14 protein-coding genes and 1 pseudogene are annotated in these 18,183 nt (G+C 71.0%); 5 read left to right on the top strand and 10 right to left on the bottom strand.

All coding sequences use genetic code 11. The annotated features are described in order from the left end of the window. Positions 1 to 88: 88 nt before the first annotated feature. A pseudogene (locus ACZ63J_RS18735) lies at positions 89 to 757 on the bottom strand (alpha/beta hydrolase); the annotation flags it as partial. A gap of 136 nt (positions 758 to 893) precedes the next feature. On the opposite strand from ACZ63J_RS18735, the gene ACZ63J_RS18740 reads away from it, so the two are divergent. Together ACZ63J_RS18740 and ACZ63J_RS18745 are read left to right on the top strand one after the other, a co-directional pair. After that, positions 894 to 1,274 carry an OB-fold nucleic acid binding domain-containing protein gene (locus ACZ63J_RS18740; protein WP_465337878.1) on the top strand — a complete coding sequence of 127 codons (381 nt, stop codon included), beginning with the start codon at positions 894 to 896 and terminating at the stop codon, positions 1,272 to 1,274. A 9-nt stretch (positions 1,275 to 1,283) separates the two neighbouring features. Then, complete coding sequence (locus ACZ63J_RS18745; RefSeq protein ID WP_465406067.1) at positions 1,284 to 2,006, top strand: DUF3159 domain-containing protein; 723 nt, start codon at positions 1,284 to 1,286, stop codon at positions 2,004 to 2,006. Between the two features lie 106 nt (positions 2,007 to 2,112). On the opposite strand, the gene ACZ63J_RS18750 is transcribed toward ACZ63J_RS18745, so the two are convergent. Together ACZ63J_RS18750 and ACZ63J_RS18755 are read right to left on the bottom strand one after the other, a co-directional pair. Beyond that, positions 2,113 to 2,769, bottom strand: a complete 657-nt coding sequence (locus ACZ63J_RS18750; RefSeq protein WP_465307361.1) for a potassium channel family protein — start codon at positions 2,767 to 2,769, stop codon at positions 2,113 to 2,115. Then, entirely contained in the window at positions 2,769 to 3,434 is a 666-nt protein-coding gene (locus tag ACZ63J_RS18755; protein ID WP_465337876.1) for a potassium channel family protein, read from the bottom strand. The genes ACZ63J_RS18750 and ACZ63J_RS18755 overlap by 1 nt, the downstream gene beginning before the upstream one ends. 93 nt (positions 3,435 to 3,527) lie before the next feature. Here ACZ63J_RS18755 and ACZ63J_RS18760 point away from each other — a divergent pair, with 93 nt between their 5' ends. Both ACZ63J_RS18760 and ACZ63J_RS18765 read left to right on the top strand, forming a co-directional pair. Then, on the top strand, positions 3,528 to 5,561 hold the full coding sequence (locus ACZ63J_RS18760) for an APC family permease (protein WP_465406069.1): 2,034 nt from the start codon (positions 3,528 to 3,530) through the stop codon (positions 5,559 to 5,561). Further along, positions 5,558 to 6,745, top strand: coding sequence for a class I SAM-dependent RNA methyltransferase (locus tag ACZ63J_RS18765; RefSeq protein ID WP_465337874.1), 1,188 nt, complete (start codon positions 5,558 to 5,560; stop codon positions 6,743 to 6,745). The genes ACZ63J_RS18760 and ACZ63J_RS18765 overlap by 4 nt, the downstream gene beginning before the upstream one ends. Before the next feature lie 260 nt (positions 6,746 to 7,005). Here the strand turns inward: ACZ63J_RS18765 and ACZ63J_RS18770 are convergent, their stop codons facing one another. Next, positions 7,006 to 7,425, bottom strand: coding sequence for a hypothetical protein (locus tag ACZ63J_RS18770; protein ID WP_465337873.1), 420 nt, complete (start codon positions 7,423 to 7,425; stop codon positions 7,006 to 7,008). An 86-nt stretch (positions 7,426 to 7,511) separates the two neighbouring features. Then, on the bottom strand, positions 7,512 to 8,981 hold the full coding sequence (locus ACZ63J_RS18775; RefSeq protein ID WP_465406070.1) for an aldehyde dehydrogenase family protein: 1,470 nt from the start codon (positions 8,979 to 8,981) through the stop codon (positions 7,512 to 7,514). Positions 8,982 to 9,167: 186 nt separating this feature from the next. Between ACZ63J_RS18775 and dxs the strand changes: the two genes are divergently transcribed. After that, positions 9,168 to 11,084, top strand: a complete 1,917-nt coding sequence (gene dxs, locus ACZ63J_RS18780) for a 1-deoxy-D-xylulose-5-phosphate synthase (protein WP_465406072.1) — start codon at positions 9,168 to 9,170, stop codon at positions 11,082 to 11,084. A gap of 216 nt (positions 11,085 to 11,300) precedes the next feature. Here dxs and ACZ63J_RS18785 read toward each other — a convergent pair whose 3' ends face one another. The 5 genes from ACZ63J_RS18785 to ACZ63J_RS18805 are packed head-to-tail and all read right to left on the bottom strand — an operon-like array spanning position 11,301 to position 18,132. Beyond that, positions 11,301 to 12,755 (bottom strand): purine-cytosine permease family protein, encoded by a 1,455-nt coding sequence (locus ACZ63J_RS18785; RefSeq protein WP_465406074.1) that lies wholly within the window; start codon positions 12,753 to 12,755, stop codon positions 11,301 to 11,303. Beyond that, a complete protein-coding gene (locus tag ACZ63J_RS18790) occupies positions 12,752 to 14,104 on the bottom strand; it encodes an aminobutyraldehyde dehydrogenase (RefSeq protein WP_465406076.1) in 1,353 nt (450 codons plus the stop codon). Before ACZ63J_RS18790 ends, ACZ63J_RS18785 begins: the two co-directional genes overlap by 4 nt. After that, positions 14,101 to 15,753 (bottom strand): thiamine pyrophosphate-binding protein, encoded by a 1,653-nt coding sequence (locus ACZ63J_RS18795; protein ID WP_465406078.1) that lies wholly within the window; start codon positions 15,751 to 15,753, stop codon positions 14,101 to 14,103. Before ACZ63J_RS18795 ends, ACZ63J_RS18790 begins: the two co-directional genes overlap by 4 nt. Continuing rightward, complete coding sequence (gene speB, locus ACZ63J_RS18800; RefSeq protein ID WP_465406080.1) at positions 15,750 to 16,694, bottom strand: agmatinase; 945 nt, start codon at positions 16,692 to 16,694, stop codon at positions 15,750 to 15,752. Before speB ends, ACZ63J_RS18795 begins: the two co-directional genes overlap by 4 nt. Beyond that, positions 16,687 to 18,132, bottom strand: a complete 1,446-nt coding sequence (locus ACZ63J_RS18805) for a sodium:solute symporter family protein (RefSeq protein WP_465406082.1) — start codon at positions 18,130 to 18,132, stop codon at positions 16,687 to 16,689. The genes speB and ACZ63J_RS18805 overlap by 8 nt, the downstream gene beginning before the upstream one ends. Between the last annotated feature and the right edge of the window lie 51 nt (positions 18,133 to 18,183).

Raw genomic sequence — 18,183 nt, forward strand, 5'->3', positions numbered from 1 at the left:
TATGCGAGCTTGCGAGGGATCCCACACCACCCCCCCCCCCCCCCCCCCCCCCCCCCCCCCCCCCCCCCCCCCCCCGACACCGGTGGCGGGCCTTCAGGAAGGCGAGCACGGTCGCCCGGCCGAGGGACTCGCGATCGGCGCCGAGCGCCGTGAGCGTCGTCTCCCCGAGGGCCGCGCGGGGGAGTGCCGTGGCCCACTCCGATGCGACTTTCGTCGGGTGGATCGGGTCGTCGGTGCACGTGCCGACCCCCGCCGGGACGGCCAGCGCCGCGAGCTCGGCGAGCGTCGGCGCCGAGCGGCCCGCCGCGACGCGCAGGCCGTCGGCCAGCCCGTCGCCGTGGCGGCGCCAGGCCCGGGCCAGCTCGGCCCGCAGCCAGTCCGGCGACCCGGCCGTCTGCGCCAGCGCCCCGTCGACCCCGGAACCGGCCACCAGATCCGCGGACAGCGTCGCGGCCAGCGACGCGGGTGCTGAGCCGGGATCGCCGTTCCAGGCCGGGAGCGCGGCCAGCAGGCCCCCGCAACGGCCCCGGTTGCGCACGGCCCACTCCGCGGCCAGGTGCGCGCCGAACGAAATGCCGCCGACGAGCAGTTCGCCGTGTTCGTCCGCCAGCGCGTCCAGGGTCGCCAGGTAGCCCTCGGCGAGCGCGGCGCCCGGGGGCGGCGCCGGCGCGATGAGCGGGACGCCGAGGGCGCGCAGCGGGCCGCCGAAGACCGCGCGGACGAACACCTCGTCGGAGCCGGTGCCGGGCAGCAGCACCGCTGCGGGAACTCGGATTGCGGACGTCACGTTGCGATCTTTGCGCAAAGGCGTTCTCCTGGCGGGGACCGCAGCTACGCTGGAAACGTTCGGGCCGCAAACACCACGTCGGGGGCCCCGGAGCACAGGAGCACCTATGTCCGCCAAAGACGGCGGCTACTTCAGCCGGTTGGTTCGCAAGCTGACCAGCGACGTCGAGGATCTCGACGCCGACGAGATGTCGATGAGGTCCGGCGCCGAGGGCGCGCAGCGGGCCTGTGACTGCCGGTCCGGCGAAGAGGTCACCGTGATGGGGAGACTCCGCAGCGTGGAGCTGTGCCCGACCGACGAGGCCGCCACCCTGGAGGCGGAGCTGTTCGACGGGACGCAGGGCGTGACGCTAATCTGGCTCGGCCGCCGCCGGATCCCGGGCATCGAGCCTGGCCGGACGATCAAGGTGCGCGGCCGGATGGCCGAGCGTGACGGCCAGAAGGTGCTGTACAACCCCTATTACGAGCTCCAGAGCCCAGTGAGTTGATCACCTATCGTGACTGATCCCGCCCCGAGCGAGAAGAAGACCGACGACGAAGAAGGGCCGCAGCCGACCCTGCTCGAGCAGATGGGCGGCGTGTCCGGCCTGGTCTACTCGTCGCTGCCGGTGATCGTGTTCGTGCTGGCCAACTCGTTCTTCGGGCTGACCGCGGCCATCTGGACCTCGATCGGCAGCGCGGTGGCGATCACCGTGCTGCGCGTGGTCCGCAAGGAGCCGCTGCAGCCGGCGATCTCCGGGTTCTTCGGCGTCGCGATCGCGGCGTTCATCGCCTACCGCACGGGGTCGGCGAAGGGGTTCTTCCTCTTCGGGATCTACGCCAGCCTGGTCTACTGCGGCGTCTTCGTGCTGTCGGTGGTGGTCCGCTGGCCGATCGCGGGTGTCGTCTGGAACATGCTCAACGGCACCGGCCAGGCGTGGCGCAAGGACAAGCCGTCCCGCTACGGCTACGACATCGCCACGCTGGCGATGGCGCTGATCTTCGCCGCCCGGTTCGTCGTGCAGCGGTGGCTCTACCAGGAGGACTACACCGGCTGGCTGGCCTTCGCGAAGATCGCGATGGGTTACCCGCTCTACGCGCTGGGCCTGCTGGTGGTCGTCTGGGCGGTGCGCCGGTCGGACAAGCGCCTCAAGGCCATGGCCGAGGACGAGCCGGAACCGGAGAGCGACGCCGAGGTCGAAGCCCGGCTGCGCCAGAAGTACGCCGCGCCCGAAGCCTGAGGTCCCGCGCGGGGGCGCCCCCCGTTTTCCACGCTACCGGACGGCACCGACAGTTCCGGTCCGCGAGAAAGCCCCCGGCACCCGCCGGGGGCCTTCTTCACGCTGGTCAGTAACCCAGGGCCGTCCGGATCTCCGGCTCGACGTCCGCGGTGGCCACGAACAGCAGCTCGTCGCCCGGCTCCAGCGGGTCCTCCGGCTGCGGCACGATCACGCGGTCGCCGCGCAGGATGGTCACCAGTGCGGCGTCGCGCGGCAGGGACACCGCGCTCACCGGCTTGCCGGCCAGCGGGGTCTCGGCCGGCAGCGTCAACTCGACGAGGTTCGCGTTGCTCTGCCGGAACGTCATCAGCCGCACCAGGTCGCCGACGCTGACCGCCTCCTCGACCATCGCCGCGAGCATCCGCGGCGTCGAGACGGCGACGTCGACGCCCCAGGCGTCGGTGAACAGCCACTCGTTGGCCGGGTTGTTCACCCGGGCCACCACGCGCCGGACCGCGAACTCCGTCTTGGCCAGCAGCGAGACCACCAGGTTCGCCTTGTCGTCGCCGGTGGCGGCGATGACGACGTCGCACTGCTCGATCCCGGACTCCTCCAGGATCGACACCTCGCAGGCGTCACCCAGCACCCAGTCGGCCTGCTCGACGGTGTGCGGCTCGAACTGGTCGGCCTCCCGCTCGATGAGCATCACCTGGTGCCGCCCGTCGATCAGCTCGGCGGCGATGGAACGGCCGACGGCGCCCGCCCCGGCAATCGCGACCCGCATCAGTCCTCGTCCTCCGGTTCGCGCTGCGCCACGCTCGTGACGTCGCTGACGGTGCCCGAGCGCGCGGCGACCCACACGCCGTCGTCGGCCTGGAGCACGGTCTTGGTGTCGGGCAGCACGGCCGTGCCGAAGCGCATGATGAACGCCACCCGCGCGCCGCTGGCCTCCTGCAGGGACCGCACGGAGTGCCCGACCCAGCCCTCGTGCAGCGGCAGCTGCAGCAGCGCGACGTTGCCCGACGGGTCGCGCCACGCCGACGCCACGCCGTCCGGCAGGAGCGTCCGCAGGAACCGGTCGGTCGTCCACGGCACGGTCGCCACCGTCGGGATGCCCAGCCGCTCGTACACAGCCGCCCGCTTGTGGTCGTAGATGCGCGCGACGACGTGCTCGATCCCGAAGTTCTCGCGGGCGACCCGCGCCGAGATGATGTTCGAGTTGTCCCCGCTGGACACCGCCGCGAACGCGCCCGCCCGCTCGATGCCCGCTTCGATGAGCACCTGGCGGTCGAACCCGACCCCGACGACCTGCTGGCCGTGGAAGTCGCTGCCGAGCCGGCGGAACGCCTGCTGGCTCTTGTCGATGACGGCCACCTCGTGGCCGAGCCGCTCCAGCGCAGCGGCCAGGGACGCGCCTACCCGGCCGCACCCCATGATCACCACGTGCACGCCCTGCCTCCTCGTTCGGCGGTTACCCGTCCGTTGCTACCCCGACATGCCAGCGCCGAACCTACCGTGCACCCCGGCGGTTACGCTTCCGTGGTGTCGAAGTTCCCGACCGTGCTGAAACGCCTGGTCCTCGGACGTCCGTTCCGCAGTGACAGGCTCGCTCACACGCTCCTGCCGAAGCGCATCGCGCTGCCCATCTTCGCGTCCGACGCGCTCTCGAGCGTGGCGTACGCGCCGGAAGAGATCTTCCTGACGCTGAGCGTGGCGGGACTGTCGGCGTACGCACTGGCGCCGTGGATCGGCGTCGCCGTCGCTCTCGTGATGCTGGTCGTCGTCGCTTCCTACCGGCAGAACGTGCACGCGTACCCGAGCGGCGGCGGTGACTACGAGGTCGCCAACACGAACCTGGGCGGCAAGTTCGGCCTGACCGTGGCGAGCGCGCTGCTCGTGGACTACGTGCTGACCGTCGCGGTGTCCACTTCGTCCGGTGTGGCCAACATCGGCTCCGCGGTCCCGTGGGTGGCCCAGCACAAGGTGCTGGCGGCGATCGTGATCGTCGCGGTGCTGACCGCGTTGAACCTGCGGGGCATCCGGGAGTCGGGGAAGGCCTTCGCGATCCCGACATACGGGTTCATCATCGGCATTCTGGTCATGGTCGTCTGGGGCCTGTTCGAAGCCGCGACCGGCACCGAGCTGCGCGCCGAAAGCGCCGGGTTCACGCTCAACGCCGAGGGCAGCTTCGCCGGCGTCGCGTTCGTGTTCCTCATCCTCCGCGCGTTCTCCTCCGGCGCCGCGGCGCTGACCGGGGTCGAGGCGATCAGCAACGGCGTCCCGGCGTTCCGCAAGCCGAAGTCGAAGAACGCGGCGACCACGCTGCTGATGATGGGCCTGCTCGCGGTGGTCATGCTCGTCGGCATCATCACCCTCGCCACGATCACCGACGTGAAGTTCGCCGAGGACCCCGCGAAGCAGCTCGTCGGCGCGCCGGCCGGCTACGAGCAGAAGACGATCGTCGCGCAGATCGCGCACGCGGTGTTCGCCGACTTCCCGCCGGCGTTCTACTACATCTCCTTCTCCACCGGCATCATCCTGCTGCTGGCCGCGAACACCGCGTTCAACGGCTTCCCGGTGCTGGGCTCGATCCTGGCGCAGGACCGCTACCTGCCGCGGCAGCTGCACACCCGCGGCGACCGGCTCGCGTTCTCCAACGGGATCCTGTTCCTCTCGGCGTTCGCGCTGGTGCTGATTTTCGCGTTCGACGCCGAGGTCACGCGGCTGATCCAGCTCTACATCGTGGGTGTGTTCGTGTCGTTCACGGTGAGCCAGGCCGGCATGATCCGGCACTGGAACCGGTTGCTGGCCAAGGAAACCGACCCCGGCGTGCGGCGCCGGATGCGGCGCTCCCAGACGGTGAACGCGATCGGCCTGACGATGACCGGCACCGTGCTGGTGATCGTGCTGATCACCAAGTTCCTGCTCGGCGCGTGGATCGCGATCGCGGCGATGGTGGCGATCTTCGTGCTGATGACGGCGATCCGGCGGCACTACGACCGCGTCGCCGACGAGCTGAAGGACCTGGGCGACACCCCGACCGTGCTGCCGTCGCGCAACCACGCGATCGTGCTGGTGTCCAAACTGCACCGGCCGACCCTGCGCGCGCTGGCCTACGCCAAGGCGATGCGCCCGGACGTCCTCGAGGCCGTGACGGTCAATGTGGACGACGCGGACACCCGCCGGCTCACCGCCGAGTGGGAAGCGCACAAGTTCAAGGTGCCGCTGAAGGTCGTCGAGTCGCCCTACCGCGAAATCACGAAGCCGGTCCTCGACTACGTGAAGCGCGTGCGTGGTGACAACCCGCGCAACGTCGTGACGGTGTTCATCCCGGAGTACGTGGTCGGTCACTGGTGGGAGCAGGTGCTGCACAACCAGAGCGCGCTGCGGCTCAAGGGCCGCCTGCTGTTCCAGCCGGGTGTCATCGTGGCGAGCGTGCCGTGGCAGCTGGAGTCCTCGGCCAAGGCGGCCGCGCGCGTGCGCAACGAACGGCCCGCGGCGGGCGACGTCCGCCGGGGCTTCTCGCCCAACGGGAAGTCCGTGGCCACCCCCAAGCCCAAGGAGCCGGCCGAATGACGAGCTGGCTGGGACGCGTCCTCGAGGTGGAGGTCGGCGCGGTGGCGCACGGCGGCCACTGCGTGGCCCGCGCGGAGGGCCGGGTCGTGTTCGTCCGGCACGCGCTGCCGGGGGAGCAGGTCCGCGTCGAGGTGACCGAGGACAACGGCGGTTCGTTCTGCCGCGGCGACGCGATCGAGGTGCTGTCGGCTTCGGAGTTCCGGGTGGAGCCGCCGTGCCCGCTCGCCGTCCCGGGCGGCTGCGGCGGCTGCGACTGGCAGCACGCGGCCCCGGCGCACCAGCGGTCGCTGAAGGCGTCGGTGGTGGCGGAGCAGCTCCAGCGGCTGGCCGGCATCGAGCGTGACGTCGTCGTGGAGGAGCTGGACGGCGGCCCGCTGGACTGGCGCAGCCGCGTCCGCCTGGTCGCCGACGGCGACGGGCGCGCGGGACTGCGCGCCCACCACAGCCACCGCGTGGTGGCGTTGGAGGACTGCCCGATCGCGGTGCCGGGCGAGCTCGACGACGTCCTCGCGCGGCGCTGGCGGCCGGGCAGCGAGCTGGAGGTCACCAGCGACGGTGACGGCGGGGTCCACGTGCGGGAGCTGTCGACGGTGCGCGGCAAGGTCCGCGCCCGCCAGCTGGCCGGCGGCGTGGCCGTGCAGCACGCGGCGGGCCGCGACTGGCGCCTCGACGCACACGGCTTCTGGCAGGTCCACCCGGCGGCGGCGTCGACGCTGGCCTCCGTCGTGGCGAAGTGGGCGGAGGCGCCTTCCGGCGGCTCGGCCTGGGACCTCTACGCCGGGGTCGGGCTGTTTGCGTCGGTGCTGGCCGGGCAGGTCGGCCCGTCCGGCCGGGTCCTGGCGGTGGAGTCCGGCCGCCGCGCGGTCGCCGACGGCGAACGGAACCTGGCGGACCTCCCGCAGGTGTCGTGGCAGGCCGGGCGCGTCGAGCACGTGCTGGCGTCGGCGGCGAAGCCGGTGGACGTCGTGGTGCTGGACCCGCCGCGCAAGGGCGCGGGCAAGGCGGTGGTGGAGTCCATCGTGGCCGGCCAGCCGGACCGGATCGTGTACGTGGCCTGCGACCCGGCGGCCTTGGCTCGCGACGTGGCGTTCTTCGGCGCGCACGGGTACGCGCTGACCGACCTCCGCGCGTTCGACGCCTTCCCGATGACCCACCACGTGGAGTGCGTGGCGCTGCTGTCCTGAGTTTGTTGGTGGTGGTGCGTCGGACTGCTGCGCACCTCGGCCGGGCGGGCGGCTGTCTGGAGTCCGCGCGAACGGCGCCTCGGGCTCCGGGCGGCTTCGGCCTGCCTTGGCTGCCCCGCGCGGTATCGAGCCTGCGGGGGTCGGCAGGCCAGGCGTGCCTTGCTGGCGTGCTCGTGTCTGCGGGGCAGGCCGAGCGAGCCTTGCTCGGCGTGCTCGCGCCGGCCTGACCGCCGCGCACTGCCGCAACCCCGCCCCGCGCGTCAGGTGGCCCGTTTCGCCGCGAAGGCGGCCGCCAGGCCGGTCGCCGTCATCGCCACCCCCGACACCAGCAGCACCCACGCGCCCGCTCCCGGGACGATGCGGGCCGCGGGCTGGAGGCGGGTCACCCCCGGGAGCGTCACCACCAGGTGCCGCAGCACCACGCCCGTCACCACCAGGCCCGGCAGGCACGCCAGCGCCAGCGGCTCGTCCTGGTGGCGGGCGAACGTCAGGTACGCCAGCGTCGCCGCGATCAGGACCGCCGCCGCGCAGACCAGCCGCAGGCCCAGCGCCAGCTCCGGGTCCGGGGTGCCCGGGGGCAGCACACCCGGGTACTCGGCCGTGCGCAGCGTCAGGCCCGCTATCACCCCGAGCGCGGCTGCGCCCACCACCACCGCCCGCGGCCCCCGAAACTGCGTCACGCCAGGCAGCATAGGACGCCGGAAACGGCTTTCCGATCACCTTTTCCGCGTTGGGCCGTTCGGTCGATCCCGATCGGGGGACACGCTCAGCCGGCGAACCAGTGCTGCGGCCCCGGGCGGAGGTTCTGGTAGACGTGCTTCGTCTCGGTGTACTCGGCCAGCCCCGACGGCCCCAGCTCGCGGCCGAACCCGGACTGCTTGTACCCGCCCCACTCGGCCTGCGGCAGGTACGGGTGGAAGTCGTTGATCCACACCGTGCCGTGGCGCAGCCGCCCGGCCACGCGCTGCGCACGAGAAGCGTCGTTCGTGAACACCGCTCCCGCCAGGCCGTAGTGGGTGTCGTTGGCGATGCGGACGGCGTCGTCCTCGTCGGTGAACGTCTCGACCGTCAGGACCGGCCCGAACGACTCCTCGCGCACCGCCGACGACCCCTGTTGCACCTGGTCCAGGATGGTCGGCAGGTAGTAGAAGCCGTCGGCCAGCGCCGGGTCGTCCGGGCGGCGGCCGCCCGTCCGGAGCACCGCGCCCTCGGCCAGGGCCGTGGCCACGTAGTCCTCGACCTTCGCCCGGTGCGCCGCCGAGATCAGCGGCCCGGTCTCGGCGCGCTCGTCGAACGGCCCGCCCAGCCGGATCCGCTCGGCCCGGCGCACCAGCTCGGCGACGAACTCGTCGTGCCACTCGCGCTGCACGATCAGCCGCGTGCCCGCCGAGCACACCTGGCCCGAGTGCAGGAACACCGCCGTCAGCGCGTAGTCGACCGCCGTCTCGAAGTCGGCGTCGGCGAAGACCACGTTCGGGTTCTTCCCGCCCAGCTCCAGGGCCACTTTTTTGACCGTCGCGGCCGCCGAGGCGGCGATCACCTTCCCGGTCGCCAGCCCGCCGGTGAACGACACGAGGTCGACGTCCGGGTGCGCGGCCAGCGGCGCCCCGGCCTCGGCGCCCGCGCCGAGCACCAGGTTCGCGACGCCCGGCGGCAGGCCCGCCTCGGTGAGCAGTTTCAGGAACAGGATCGCCGTGTGCGGGGTCAGCTCACTCGGCTTGAGCACGAACGTGTTGCCCGCGGCCAGCGCCGGTGCGATCTTCCACACGGTCTGCAACAGCGGGTAGTTCCACGGCGTGATCAGCCCGCAGACGCCGACCGGCTCGTGCACGATCCGGCTGAAGGCGTCCGGGTTGCCGGTGTCGACGACGCGGCCGGCGTCCTGTGCCGCGAGCTTGCCGAAGTAGCGCAGGCAGGCCGCGATGTCGGCCATGTCGTAGCGGCTCTCGACCAGGCGCTTGCCGGTGTCGAGCGACTCGGCGCGGGCGAACGCCTCCGCGTCGCGGTCGAGCAGGTCCGCGGTGCGCAGCAGCAGGTCACCGCGCAGGTGCGCGGGTGTGCCGGGCCACGGGCCGGTGTCGATCGCCCGCCGCGCGGCCGCGATGGCGGCCTCGGTGTCCTTCGCGGTGCCTTCGGCGACCGTCGCGACCAGGGAGCCGTCGGCCGGGCAGCGGATCTCGCGGCGCCCGCCGCCGAGCGCGTCCACCCATTCGCCGCCGATGAAGAAGTCCGCCATGCGCCCCATTCTCGTGGCCACGCCGCGTGACCGCCACAGCACGGCGGGGAGACGGAGTTCACCCCGCGTGATGACGGGTGGTCGCGCTCCGCCTGTGACGCCGGACGCGGCGGGCGGAACCACCCTGGCGGGTCTCCGTAGACTGGCCGGAACGTGGGCGGGCCCGAACGAGTGAGGTGGAGACGAGTGACGATGCTGAAGTCCGTCGCCGGACCGGCGGATCTGAAGCGCATGAGTGTCGAGGACCTCTGCGAACTGGCCGCCGAGATCCGGGACTTCCTCGTCGACAAGGTCCGCCGCGCCGGCGGGCACCTGGGGCCGAACCTCGGCGTGGTCGAGCTGACGCTGGCCCTGCACCGCGTGTTCGACTCGCCACGCGACGCGATCGTCTGGGATGTCGGGCACCAGGCCTACGTGCACAAGATCGTCACCGGCCGCGCCGACGGCTTCACCCTGCTGCGCCAGACCGGCGGGGTCACCGGGTACCCGTCGCGCGCCGAAAGCGAGCACGACTGGGTCGAGAGCAGCCACGCCTCGTCCGCGCTGTCCTATGTGGACGGTCTGGCGAAGGCGTTCGCGCTCGACGGCGGCGAGCGGCACGCGGTCGCCGTCGTCGGGGACGGCGCGCTCACCGGCGGCATGTGCTGGGAAGCGCTCAACAACATCGCCGCGCACCGCGACCGCCCGGTCGTCATCGTCATCAACGACAACGGCCGCTCCTACTCGCCGACCATCGGCGGCCTGGCCGACCACCTGGCGGCGCTGCGCCTGCAGCCGGGGTACGAGCGGCTGCTCGACGGCGGCCGCGAGATCCTCCGGCACACCCCGGTCGTCGGCCGGCCGATCTACGCCGCGCTGCACGCCGCGAAGGCCGGGCTGAAGGACGCCCTGAGCCCGCAGGCGATGTTCTCCGACCTCGGCCTGAAGTACCTCGGCCCGGTCGACGGCCACGACCAGGTCGCGCTGGAGAAGGCCCTGCTGAGCGCGAAGACGTTCGGCGGCGCGGTGATCGTGCACGTCGTCACCGAGAAGGGCCACGGGTACGCGCCCGCGGTCAACAACGAGCACGACCAGATGCACCAGACCGACCCGATCGACCCGGAGACCGGGCTGCCGCCGGTGAAGGGGCCGAGCTGGACCGGGGTTTTCGGTGACGAGCTGGCGAAGATCGGTTCCGAGCGGGAGGACGTCGTCGCGATCACTGCGGCGATGTTGCGGTCCACCGGGCTGGACAAGTTCGCCGAGGCTTTTCCTGAGCGGTGGTACGACGTGGGTATTGCCGAGCAGCATGCGGTGACTTCGGCTGCCGGGTTGGCCATGGGTGGGTTGCATCCGGTTGTCGCTATCTATTCGACCTTTCTCAACCGGGCTTTTGATCAGGTGCTGATGGATGTTGCGTTGCATCGGCTGCCCGTGACGCTCGTGTTGGACCGGGCTGGGATTACCGGGCCGGACGGGCCGAGCCACCACGGCATGTGGGACCTGTCGCTGCTGGGCATGGTGCCGGGCATGCGCGTGGCGGCCCCGCGCGACCCGGCGACACTGCGCGAGGAGCTGCGCGAGGCCGTGGCGGTGTCCGACGGCCCGACGGCGCTGCGCTTCTCGAAGGGCAAGGTCGGCACGGACGTCACGGCGGTCGAGCGGCTGGGCACGGTCGACGTGCTGCGCCGCCCGGTCGACGGCGCCGACGTGCTGCTGGTGACGGTGGGCCCGTTCGCGACCCTGGGCCTGGCGGCGGCCGACCGGCTCGCCGACCAGGGGATCGGGGTTACCGTCGTCGACCCGCGGTGGGTGCTGCCGGTGCCGGCCGAGCTGGTTGCGCTCGCTTCGCAGCACAAGCTTGTCGTGACTGTGGAGGACAGTGGCCGGCACGGGGGGTTCGGTTCCGCTCTGGCCGCGATGTTCCGGGATGCCGAATGTGATGTGCCTTTGCGGGATTTGGCTGTGCCGCAGGCTTTTCATGATCTGGGGAGCCGGGACGAGGTCTTGGGGCGCATTGGGCTGACGGCTCAGGATGTCGCTCGGCGGGTTACGGAGTGGGCTTCTCGGTTGGGGTCTGTCTCGGAGAATGCTTCGGTGGAAAAGGATTCCAATCGTAGCTGAGTTGCTTCTGCCGTGGTTTTGAAGATTGTCCTCGCCGGACCGGCAGGCTCTGGGATGACCTCCCTCTTCTCGCTGGTGGTCATCCCGTCGCCTGATTGAGGCCTATCACTTTGAGCCAGGCCCGCAAGCTTGGGTTGTTCTCTCGCCTTTTTGTTGTGGGTTGCGGGCCTGGCTCAAAGTGATTCTTGGGCCTCAGGCGACGGGATGACCACCAGCTCAGGCCTTGGTGGGTAGGGCCTCTGCTTCCGTGGCTGTTCGTGGTGTCTTGGCGAAGACCTCTGGGGGCTCCGGGAACAGCTTTACCAGTGCTGGGTAGGCCGCTGCTGCCGTTATCAATGTCACCAGCAGGCTGATGTCCACTCCTCCGGCTATGTCTCGTAGTGGTCCTGTGATCATCGGGGTGTTTGCGCACAGCAACCCCAGTGTTGTTGCTGGGATCCAGGCTGCCATTGCTCGCCAGTTCACTCCTCGGGTGAACCAGTAGCGGCCGCCTTGGCGGCCCTCGTTGAACACCTGCAAGTCCGCTACGTCGTAGAATCCACGGCGCTGGACGAAGCCGATCATCATGATCACCATCCACGGCGACGTGCACAGCACGATCAGCGTTGCGAACGTGTTGATGCTCGACACCATGTCCAGTGCGAAGTTGCCTACGAAAATGAATGCCACGCTCAGCGTGCCGATCACCAATGTCGCCTGCACCCGTGAGAGCCGGGGGAAGATCGAGCTGAAGTCCAGGCCCGTTCCGTACAACGAGGTTGTTCCCGTGGACAGGCCGCCGATCAGGGCTACCACTATCAAGGGGATTGCGTACCAGAGCGGGGAAATCGCCGTCAGGCCCGTGATGTAGTCCGCCGGGTCGGCTACCAGGGTTGCTGTTGCGATGCCGAAGCCGAACGGGAGGAGCGTTGCCACCTGGGCCAGGAACGGCGCCGTCAGCAGGGCGCGCTTTCGGTAGCTGTTCGGGATGTAGCGGGACCAGTCGCCCAGGAACGCTCCGAATGAGATCGGGTTGGCCAACGCCGTCAGGGCCGCCAATGTGAACGTTGGCCAGAACGTGCCCAGTGCGTACGTGCCCGTTCCCGCGTAGCCCGGGTCGAACGAGCCGCCGTATGCGAGGATTCCCAGCACCATTATCGCCGTGCCGAGGACCACCGCTATTCGGTTCACCAGCAGCATGAAACGGTAGCCGTAGATGCAGACCACCAGTGTTGCCAGCGCGATCAGGCCGTACGCGACCGCTCGCAGTGCCGCGCCGCCGTCGAAGCCGAACAGGCGCTGGGCTGCTCCTGCCACCGCGTCGCCGCTTACCCAGACCGAGATCGCGAAGAACGTTATTGCCGTCAGGAGCGAGAGGAACGAGCCGACGCAGCGGCCGACCACCCCGAAGTGTGCGCCGGACGAGACCGCGTTGTTCGTCCTTGTTCGGGGGCCGAACAGGGCCATCGGGGCCAGGACCAGGCCGCCTACGACCACGCCCAGGGCTGTTGCCAGGAGTGCGTCGCGGAAGCTCAGGCCGTAGGCGATCGGGAGGGTGCCCAGGATGATCGTGGCGAACGTGTTCGCTCCGCCGAATGCGAGCCGGAACAGGTCGCGGGGGCGGGATGTCTGGTCGGCTGGGGGGATCGGTGCTATTCCGTGGTGCTCGACCTTCGTCACACGATCGGTCATGCGAACCTCGTCATCACGTGCTTGACGCGCGTGTACTCGGCGAAGGCGTACGCCGAAAGGTCCTTTCCGTGGCCGGAGTGGCCGAAGCCGCCGTGGGGCATCTCGGCGGCCAGGGGCCCGTGCGTGTTGACCCACACGCAGCCGAAGTCCAGCTCGGCCGACACACGGGCGGCGATTGCGAGGTCCCGGGTCCAGATCGACGACGCCAGTCCGTACGGGACGCCGTTGGCCAGTGCTACGCCCTCGTCTTCGTCCGAAAAGGACTGGACCGTGATCACCGGGCCGAAGATCTCCTCCTGGACGATCTCGTCGTCCTGGCGCAGCCCCGAAACCACCGTGGGGGCGAAGTAGAACCCGGCGTCGCCGTGCCGAGTTCCGCCCGTCTCGATGCGCGCGTGGGGCGGGAGGCGCTCGATCAGGCCCTGGACGCGGGAGAACTGCGCCGCGCTGTTCAGCGGGCCGAAGTCGACGGCCGGTGTCTGGGCCGCCGCCACCTTGGTCAGCTCGCGGACGAAGTCGTCGTGGATCGACCGGTGGACCAGGACCCGGCTGCCCGCCGTGCAGTCCTGGCCGGCGTTGTAGAACGCCGCGCCCACGATGCCCTCCGCCGTCGACGCCAGGTCGACGTCGGGGAAGACCAGCAGTGGTGCGTTGCCGCCCAGCTCCAGGTGGGTGCGCTTGAGGTCGGCCGCCGCGACCGTTGCGACGTCGATGCCCGCGCGGGTCGACCCCGTGATCGAGACCAGCTCGGTGACCGGGTGGCGGACCAGGGCGCGGCCGGTGTCGCGGTCGCCGCACAGGACGATGAACGCGCCCGCCGGCAGGAACTCGGCGGCGACCTCGGCCAGCAGCACTGCCGTCGACGGAGTGGTCTCGGCGGGCTTGAGCACCACCGTGTTCCCCGCGGCCAGGGCCGGCGCGATCTTCCAGACCGCCATCATCAGCGGGTAGTTCCACGGCGCGATCTGCGCGCAGACACCCACCGGCTCGCGGCGGATCACCGACGTGTGGCCGGGCAGGTACTCCCCGGCCGCGGTGCCCTCCAGCTGCCGCGCCGCCCCCGCGAAGAACCGCAGCGCGCTGACGCACTCCGGGATCTCCTCCTCCAGGACGACGGACCGGATCTTGCCGGTCTCGCGCACCTCGAGGTCGGCGAACTCCGCCGCGCGCGCCTCGAGCGCGTCGGCGATCTTCAGCAGCGCGAGCTGCCGCTGGGCCGGAGTGCTGCGACGCCATTCGCGGAACGCCTTCTCGGCTGCCTTCATCGCCGCGTCCACATCGGACTGCGAGGCGATCGCGCGGGTGCCGAACACCTCGCCGGTCGCCGGGTTGGTCAGGTCGAGCGTCATGCCTTCTCCAGGTGGGTCGGCGCGAACATCTTCAGCAGGGCGGGCAGGACCACGACGGACGGCCCCGGCGTGCGCAGCGCGGCGGCGACGTCGGCGCCGACCGAGTCCAAAGTGGACAGCCTGGCCGGAACCCCGAACGACCGGGCCAGCGCCACGAAGTCGGGGCGCGCCAGCTCGGTGGCCGTCGACTGGCCGAACGTGTCGGTGAGGTACTCGCGCAGGATGCCGTAACCGCCGTCGTCGACGATCAGCCAGGTGACGTCCAGGTTGTGCTGCACCGCGGTGGCCAGCTCGGCGACGCCGTACATCGCGCCGCCGTCGCCGGACACGGCGAGCGTCGGGCCGCCGGCCGCCGCGCCGCCGAGCGCGCCGGGCAGGCCGTACCCGAGGCCGCCCGCGCCCTGCGCGGTGTGGATCGGCGCGCCCTCGGGGTTCCAGGCCGACCAGGCCCAGTACGCGGCGATCGTCATGTCCCAGTAAGTGTGGGTGCCGGGCGGGACCGCCGCGCGGACGTCGTCGACGAACTTCCGCTCCACGGCCAGGTCCTGGCTGTCCAAACGCGACTCGACCCGGTTTAAAAGGCCGGCGACGGCGGCTTCGGCGCGGCCGTCGGACGGGCGCATCGGCACCCATTCCAGCAGTGCCTGCAGCGTGAGCCGGACGTCGGCGTGGATGCCCAGGCCGGGGTAGTTCGACTCCAGCTTGCCCAGGTCGGCCTCGACCTGGATCACGCGGCCGCGCGGGGCGAACTCGCGGTAGTTGCTGGAGAGCTCACCGAGCCCGGACCCCAGCACCAGCAGGACATCGGCGTTCGCCAGGAACTCCGTGGTGTGCCAGTCCTCCAGCCACGATCGGCCGGACAGCTCGTGGTCCCAGCCGAAGACACCCTTGCCGCCGAAGGTCGAGATCACCGGTGCGCGCAGGGCCTCGGCCAGCGCCTTCAGCTCGGCGTGCGCGCCGGACCGCAGCGCGCCACCGCCGGCGAGGATCACCGGGTTCGCCGCCGCGCCCAGCAGCTGAGCCGCCTCGGTGACCAGCTCCGGCAGCGGCTCCAAGACCGGGGGAGCGGCCGACACCGACGTGATCGGCGGGAGCCCGGCCGGGCCGAGCAGGACGTCCTGGGGGATCTCGACCCACACCGGGCCGTACGGCGCGGTCGCGGCCGACGTCCAGGCTTCGCGCAGCGCGGAAGGGATCTGGCTCGCGCGGCGCACGACGTGCACGGACTTCACGATGTCGCGGAAGCTCGCCTGCTGGTCGGGCAGCTCGTGCAGGTATCCGTGACGGCCGCCGCCGAGCCCGGCGACCGGGATCTGGCTGGAGATCCCGAGCACCGGCACCGACGCCGCGCGGGACTCCTGCAGGGAAGCCAGCGTCAGCAGCGCGCCCGGGCCGGTGGAGACGATCAGCGGCGTCACCGGCACCGGGCCGTCCGGGTTGGCCGCGAGCCGCGCGCGGGCGTGCCCGTCGGCGGCGAAGGCCAGGTTGTTCTCGACGCGTGAGCTGACCACGCGCACGTCGTCGGCGCGCCGCAGCGCCTCGAACAGGCCCAGCGCGTGCTGGCCCGGCAGGCCGAAGACAGTGTCGGCGCCCAGGGCGCGCAGGGTTTCGACGACGACGTCGCCGCCGATGCGTTCGGTGTCCGTCATGCGCTCTTCCCCAAGGTCAGCAGGCTCACCAGGTCGTAGGCGACGTGGGAGGCCGCGATGGCGGTGATCTCGGCGTGGTCGTAAGCGGGCGCCAGCTCGACGACGTCGGCCCCGACGAGGTTCAGGTCGCGCAGGCCGCGCAGGATCTCCAGCAGCTCGCGGCTGGTCATCCCGCCGGCTTCCGGGGTGCCGGTGCCCGGCGCGTGGGCCGGGTCGAGGACGTCGATGTCGACCGAGACGTACAGCGGCCGGTCGCCGATCCGCTGCCGCAGCGCGTCGACCGTTTCGGCGACGCCGCGCCGCATCACGTCGCCGGAGGTGACGATGCCGAAGCCGAGCCGGCGGTCCTCTTCGAGGTCCCGCTTGCCGTACAGCGGCCCGCGTGTCCCGACGTGCGAAAGCGCGCTCGTGTCGAGGATCCCTTCCTCCGACGCCCGCCGGAACGGGGTGCCGTGGGTGTACGGCTCGCCGAAGTAGGTGTCCCAGGTGTCGAGGTGCGCGTCGAAGTGCAGCAGGGCAACGGGTCCGTGCCGCTTCGCCACGGCCCGCAGCAGCGGCAGCGCGATCGTGTGGTCGCCGCCGACGGTCACCAGCCGCGTCCCGTTCGCCTGCAGCGCTTCGGCTTCCTGCTGGAGCGTCTCGATCGCCTCCCCGATGTCGAACGGGTTGACCGCGACGTCGCCGGCGTCGACCACCTGGCGTTCGGCGAACGGCGAGACGTCCAGCTCGGGGTGGTACGGCCGCAGCAGGCGGCTCGCCTCGCGGACCGCGGCCGGGCCGAACCGCGCGCCCGGCCGGTAGGAGACCCCGGAATCGAAGGGCACCCCGACCACGGCGACGTCGGCGTGCTCGACCTGGTCGAGGCGGGGCAGCCGCGCGAAGGTCGCGAAGCCGGCGAAGCGGGGAACCCGCGACGAATCGAGGGGTCCGATGTTAGGCACTGGTGGGCTCCTGTTCCCGGGTCGGGGTCGGGGTGTCTTCGCCGGCCAGGCGGCGGGTCCAGATACCGAGGATCGAGTCGGCCGTGCGGGGCGTGGCGAAGCTGACGGCCAGGTAGACCACCAGGCTCGCGCCCAGGCCCCAGTAGATCGGCGTGTTGGCGTCGACGCCGTCGATGATCATGAAGGCGACCACGAACACGGTGCCGGCGACCATCGACGCGTACGCGCCCTGCCGGGTGCCGCGTTTCCAGAACAGCGCGCCGACGATCGCCACCAGCAGGCCGCCGACCAGGACGTCGTAGGCGATGGTGAGCGCGTTGACGACGTCGTCGACGATCATCGCGATGCCGATCGCGAGCAGCCCGAGGACCAGCGTGGCGATCCGGTTCCGGCTGACTTCGCCGCCCTTCTTGAGGCCCACCTTCGTCAGCAGGTCCGACGTCGTGGTCGTCGAGCACGCGATCAGCGCGCCGCTCGCCGTCGACATCATCGCCGACAGCGCGGCGGCCAGCACCAGGCCGCGGACGCCGGTCGGCAGCAGCCGTTCGACGATCGTCGCGAACGCGTCCTGCGCGCTGGCGAGGTCCGGGTACAGCGTGTGCGCCGCGGTGCCGATCAGCGCGCCGGCGAGGCCGTAGACCAGGCAGTAGACGCCGGAGGTGATGCCGCCGGACGTCGCGATCGCGGGGGTGCGGGCGGTGAACACGCGCTGCCAGATGTCCTGGCCGATCAGCAGGCCGAAGGTGTAGATGACGAAGTACGTGATGATCGTGTCGGTGCCGATCGAGGTGAAGCTGAAGAAGCTCGCGTCGAGCTTTTCGCTCATGCCTTCGAAGCCACCCGCGGAGCTGATCGCGACCGGCAGCAGGATCGCCAGGATGCCGATGGTCTTGATGACGAACTGGGCGATGTCGGTCAGCGTGATCGACCACATGCCGCCGAGCACCGAGTAGAGCACCACGATCGAGCCGCCGATCGCGATCCCGGCCCAGTTCGGCAGGGTGAACAGCACCTTGAAGATCGACGCGAACGCCAGCGTCGAGGTGACCGTCAGCATCAGGGTGTAACCCCACATGACCACGCCGGACACCGCGCTCGTGCGGCCGCCGTAGCGCAGGTCGAGCATCTCGCCGACGGTGTAGACCTTCAGCTTCACCAGCCGCCGCGCGAACAGCGCGTGCAGCACCAGGATGCCGACGCCGATGCTGACGACCAGCCACATCCCGGAAAGTCCGTAGGTGTAGCCGAGCTTCACGCCGCCGACCGTGGACGCGCCGCCGAGGACGACGGCCGACATCGTGCCGGAGTACATGAACCAGCCCAGCCGCCGCCCGGCGACGAGGTAGTCGGACTTCGTCTTCGCGAGCCGGAGGCCGTACCAGCCGACCCCGAGCATGCCCGCGATGTAGAGCGCGATCACGGCGTAGTCCCCGGTCACGGCTTACCTCCTCTTGCTGTGTGCTGGTGGTGTTCGGGCCACCGTAGGTTC

This window comes from Amycolatopsis sp. NPDC104863, from assembly GCF_055582965.1.

Coding starts and splice junctions, on each gene's coding strand:
- ACZ63J_RS18740 (WP_465337878.1), top strand. CDS start 894: ATGTCCGCCAAAGACGGCGGCTACTTCAGCCGGTTGGTTCGCAAGCTG.
- ACZ63J_RS18750 (WP_465307361.1), bottom strand. CDS start 2,769: ATGCGGGTCGCGATTGCCGGGGCGGGCGCCGTCGGCCGTTCCATCGCC.
- ACZ63J_RS18765 (WP_465337874.1), top strand. CDS start 5,558: ATGACGAGCTGGCTGGGACGCGTCCTCGAGGTGGAGGTCGGCGCGGTG.
- ACZ63J_RS18775 (WP_465406070.1), bottom strand. CDS start 8,981: ATGGCGGACTTCTTCATCGGCGGCGAATGGGTGGACGCGCTCGGCGGC.
- ACZ63J_RS18785 (WP_465406074.1), bottom strand. CDS start 12,755: ATGACCGATCGTGTGACGAAGGTCGAGCACCACGGAATAGCACCGATC.
- ACZ63J_RS18790 (WP_465406076.1), bottom strand. CDS start 14,104: ATGACGCTCGACCTGACCAACCCGGCGACCGGCGAGGTGTTCGGCACC.
- ACZ63J_RS18795 (WP_465406078.1), bottom strand. CDS start 15,753: ATGACGGACACCGAACGCATCGGCGGCGACGTCGTCGTCGAAACCCTG.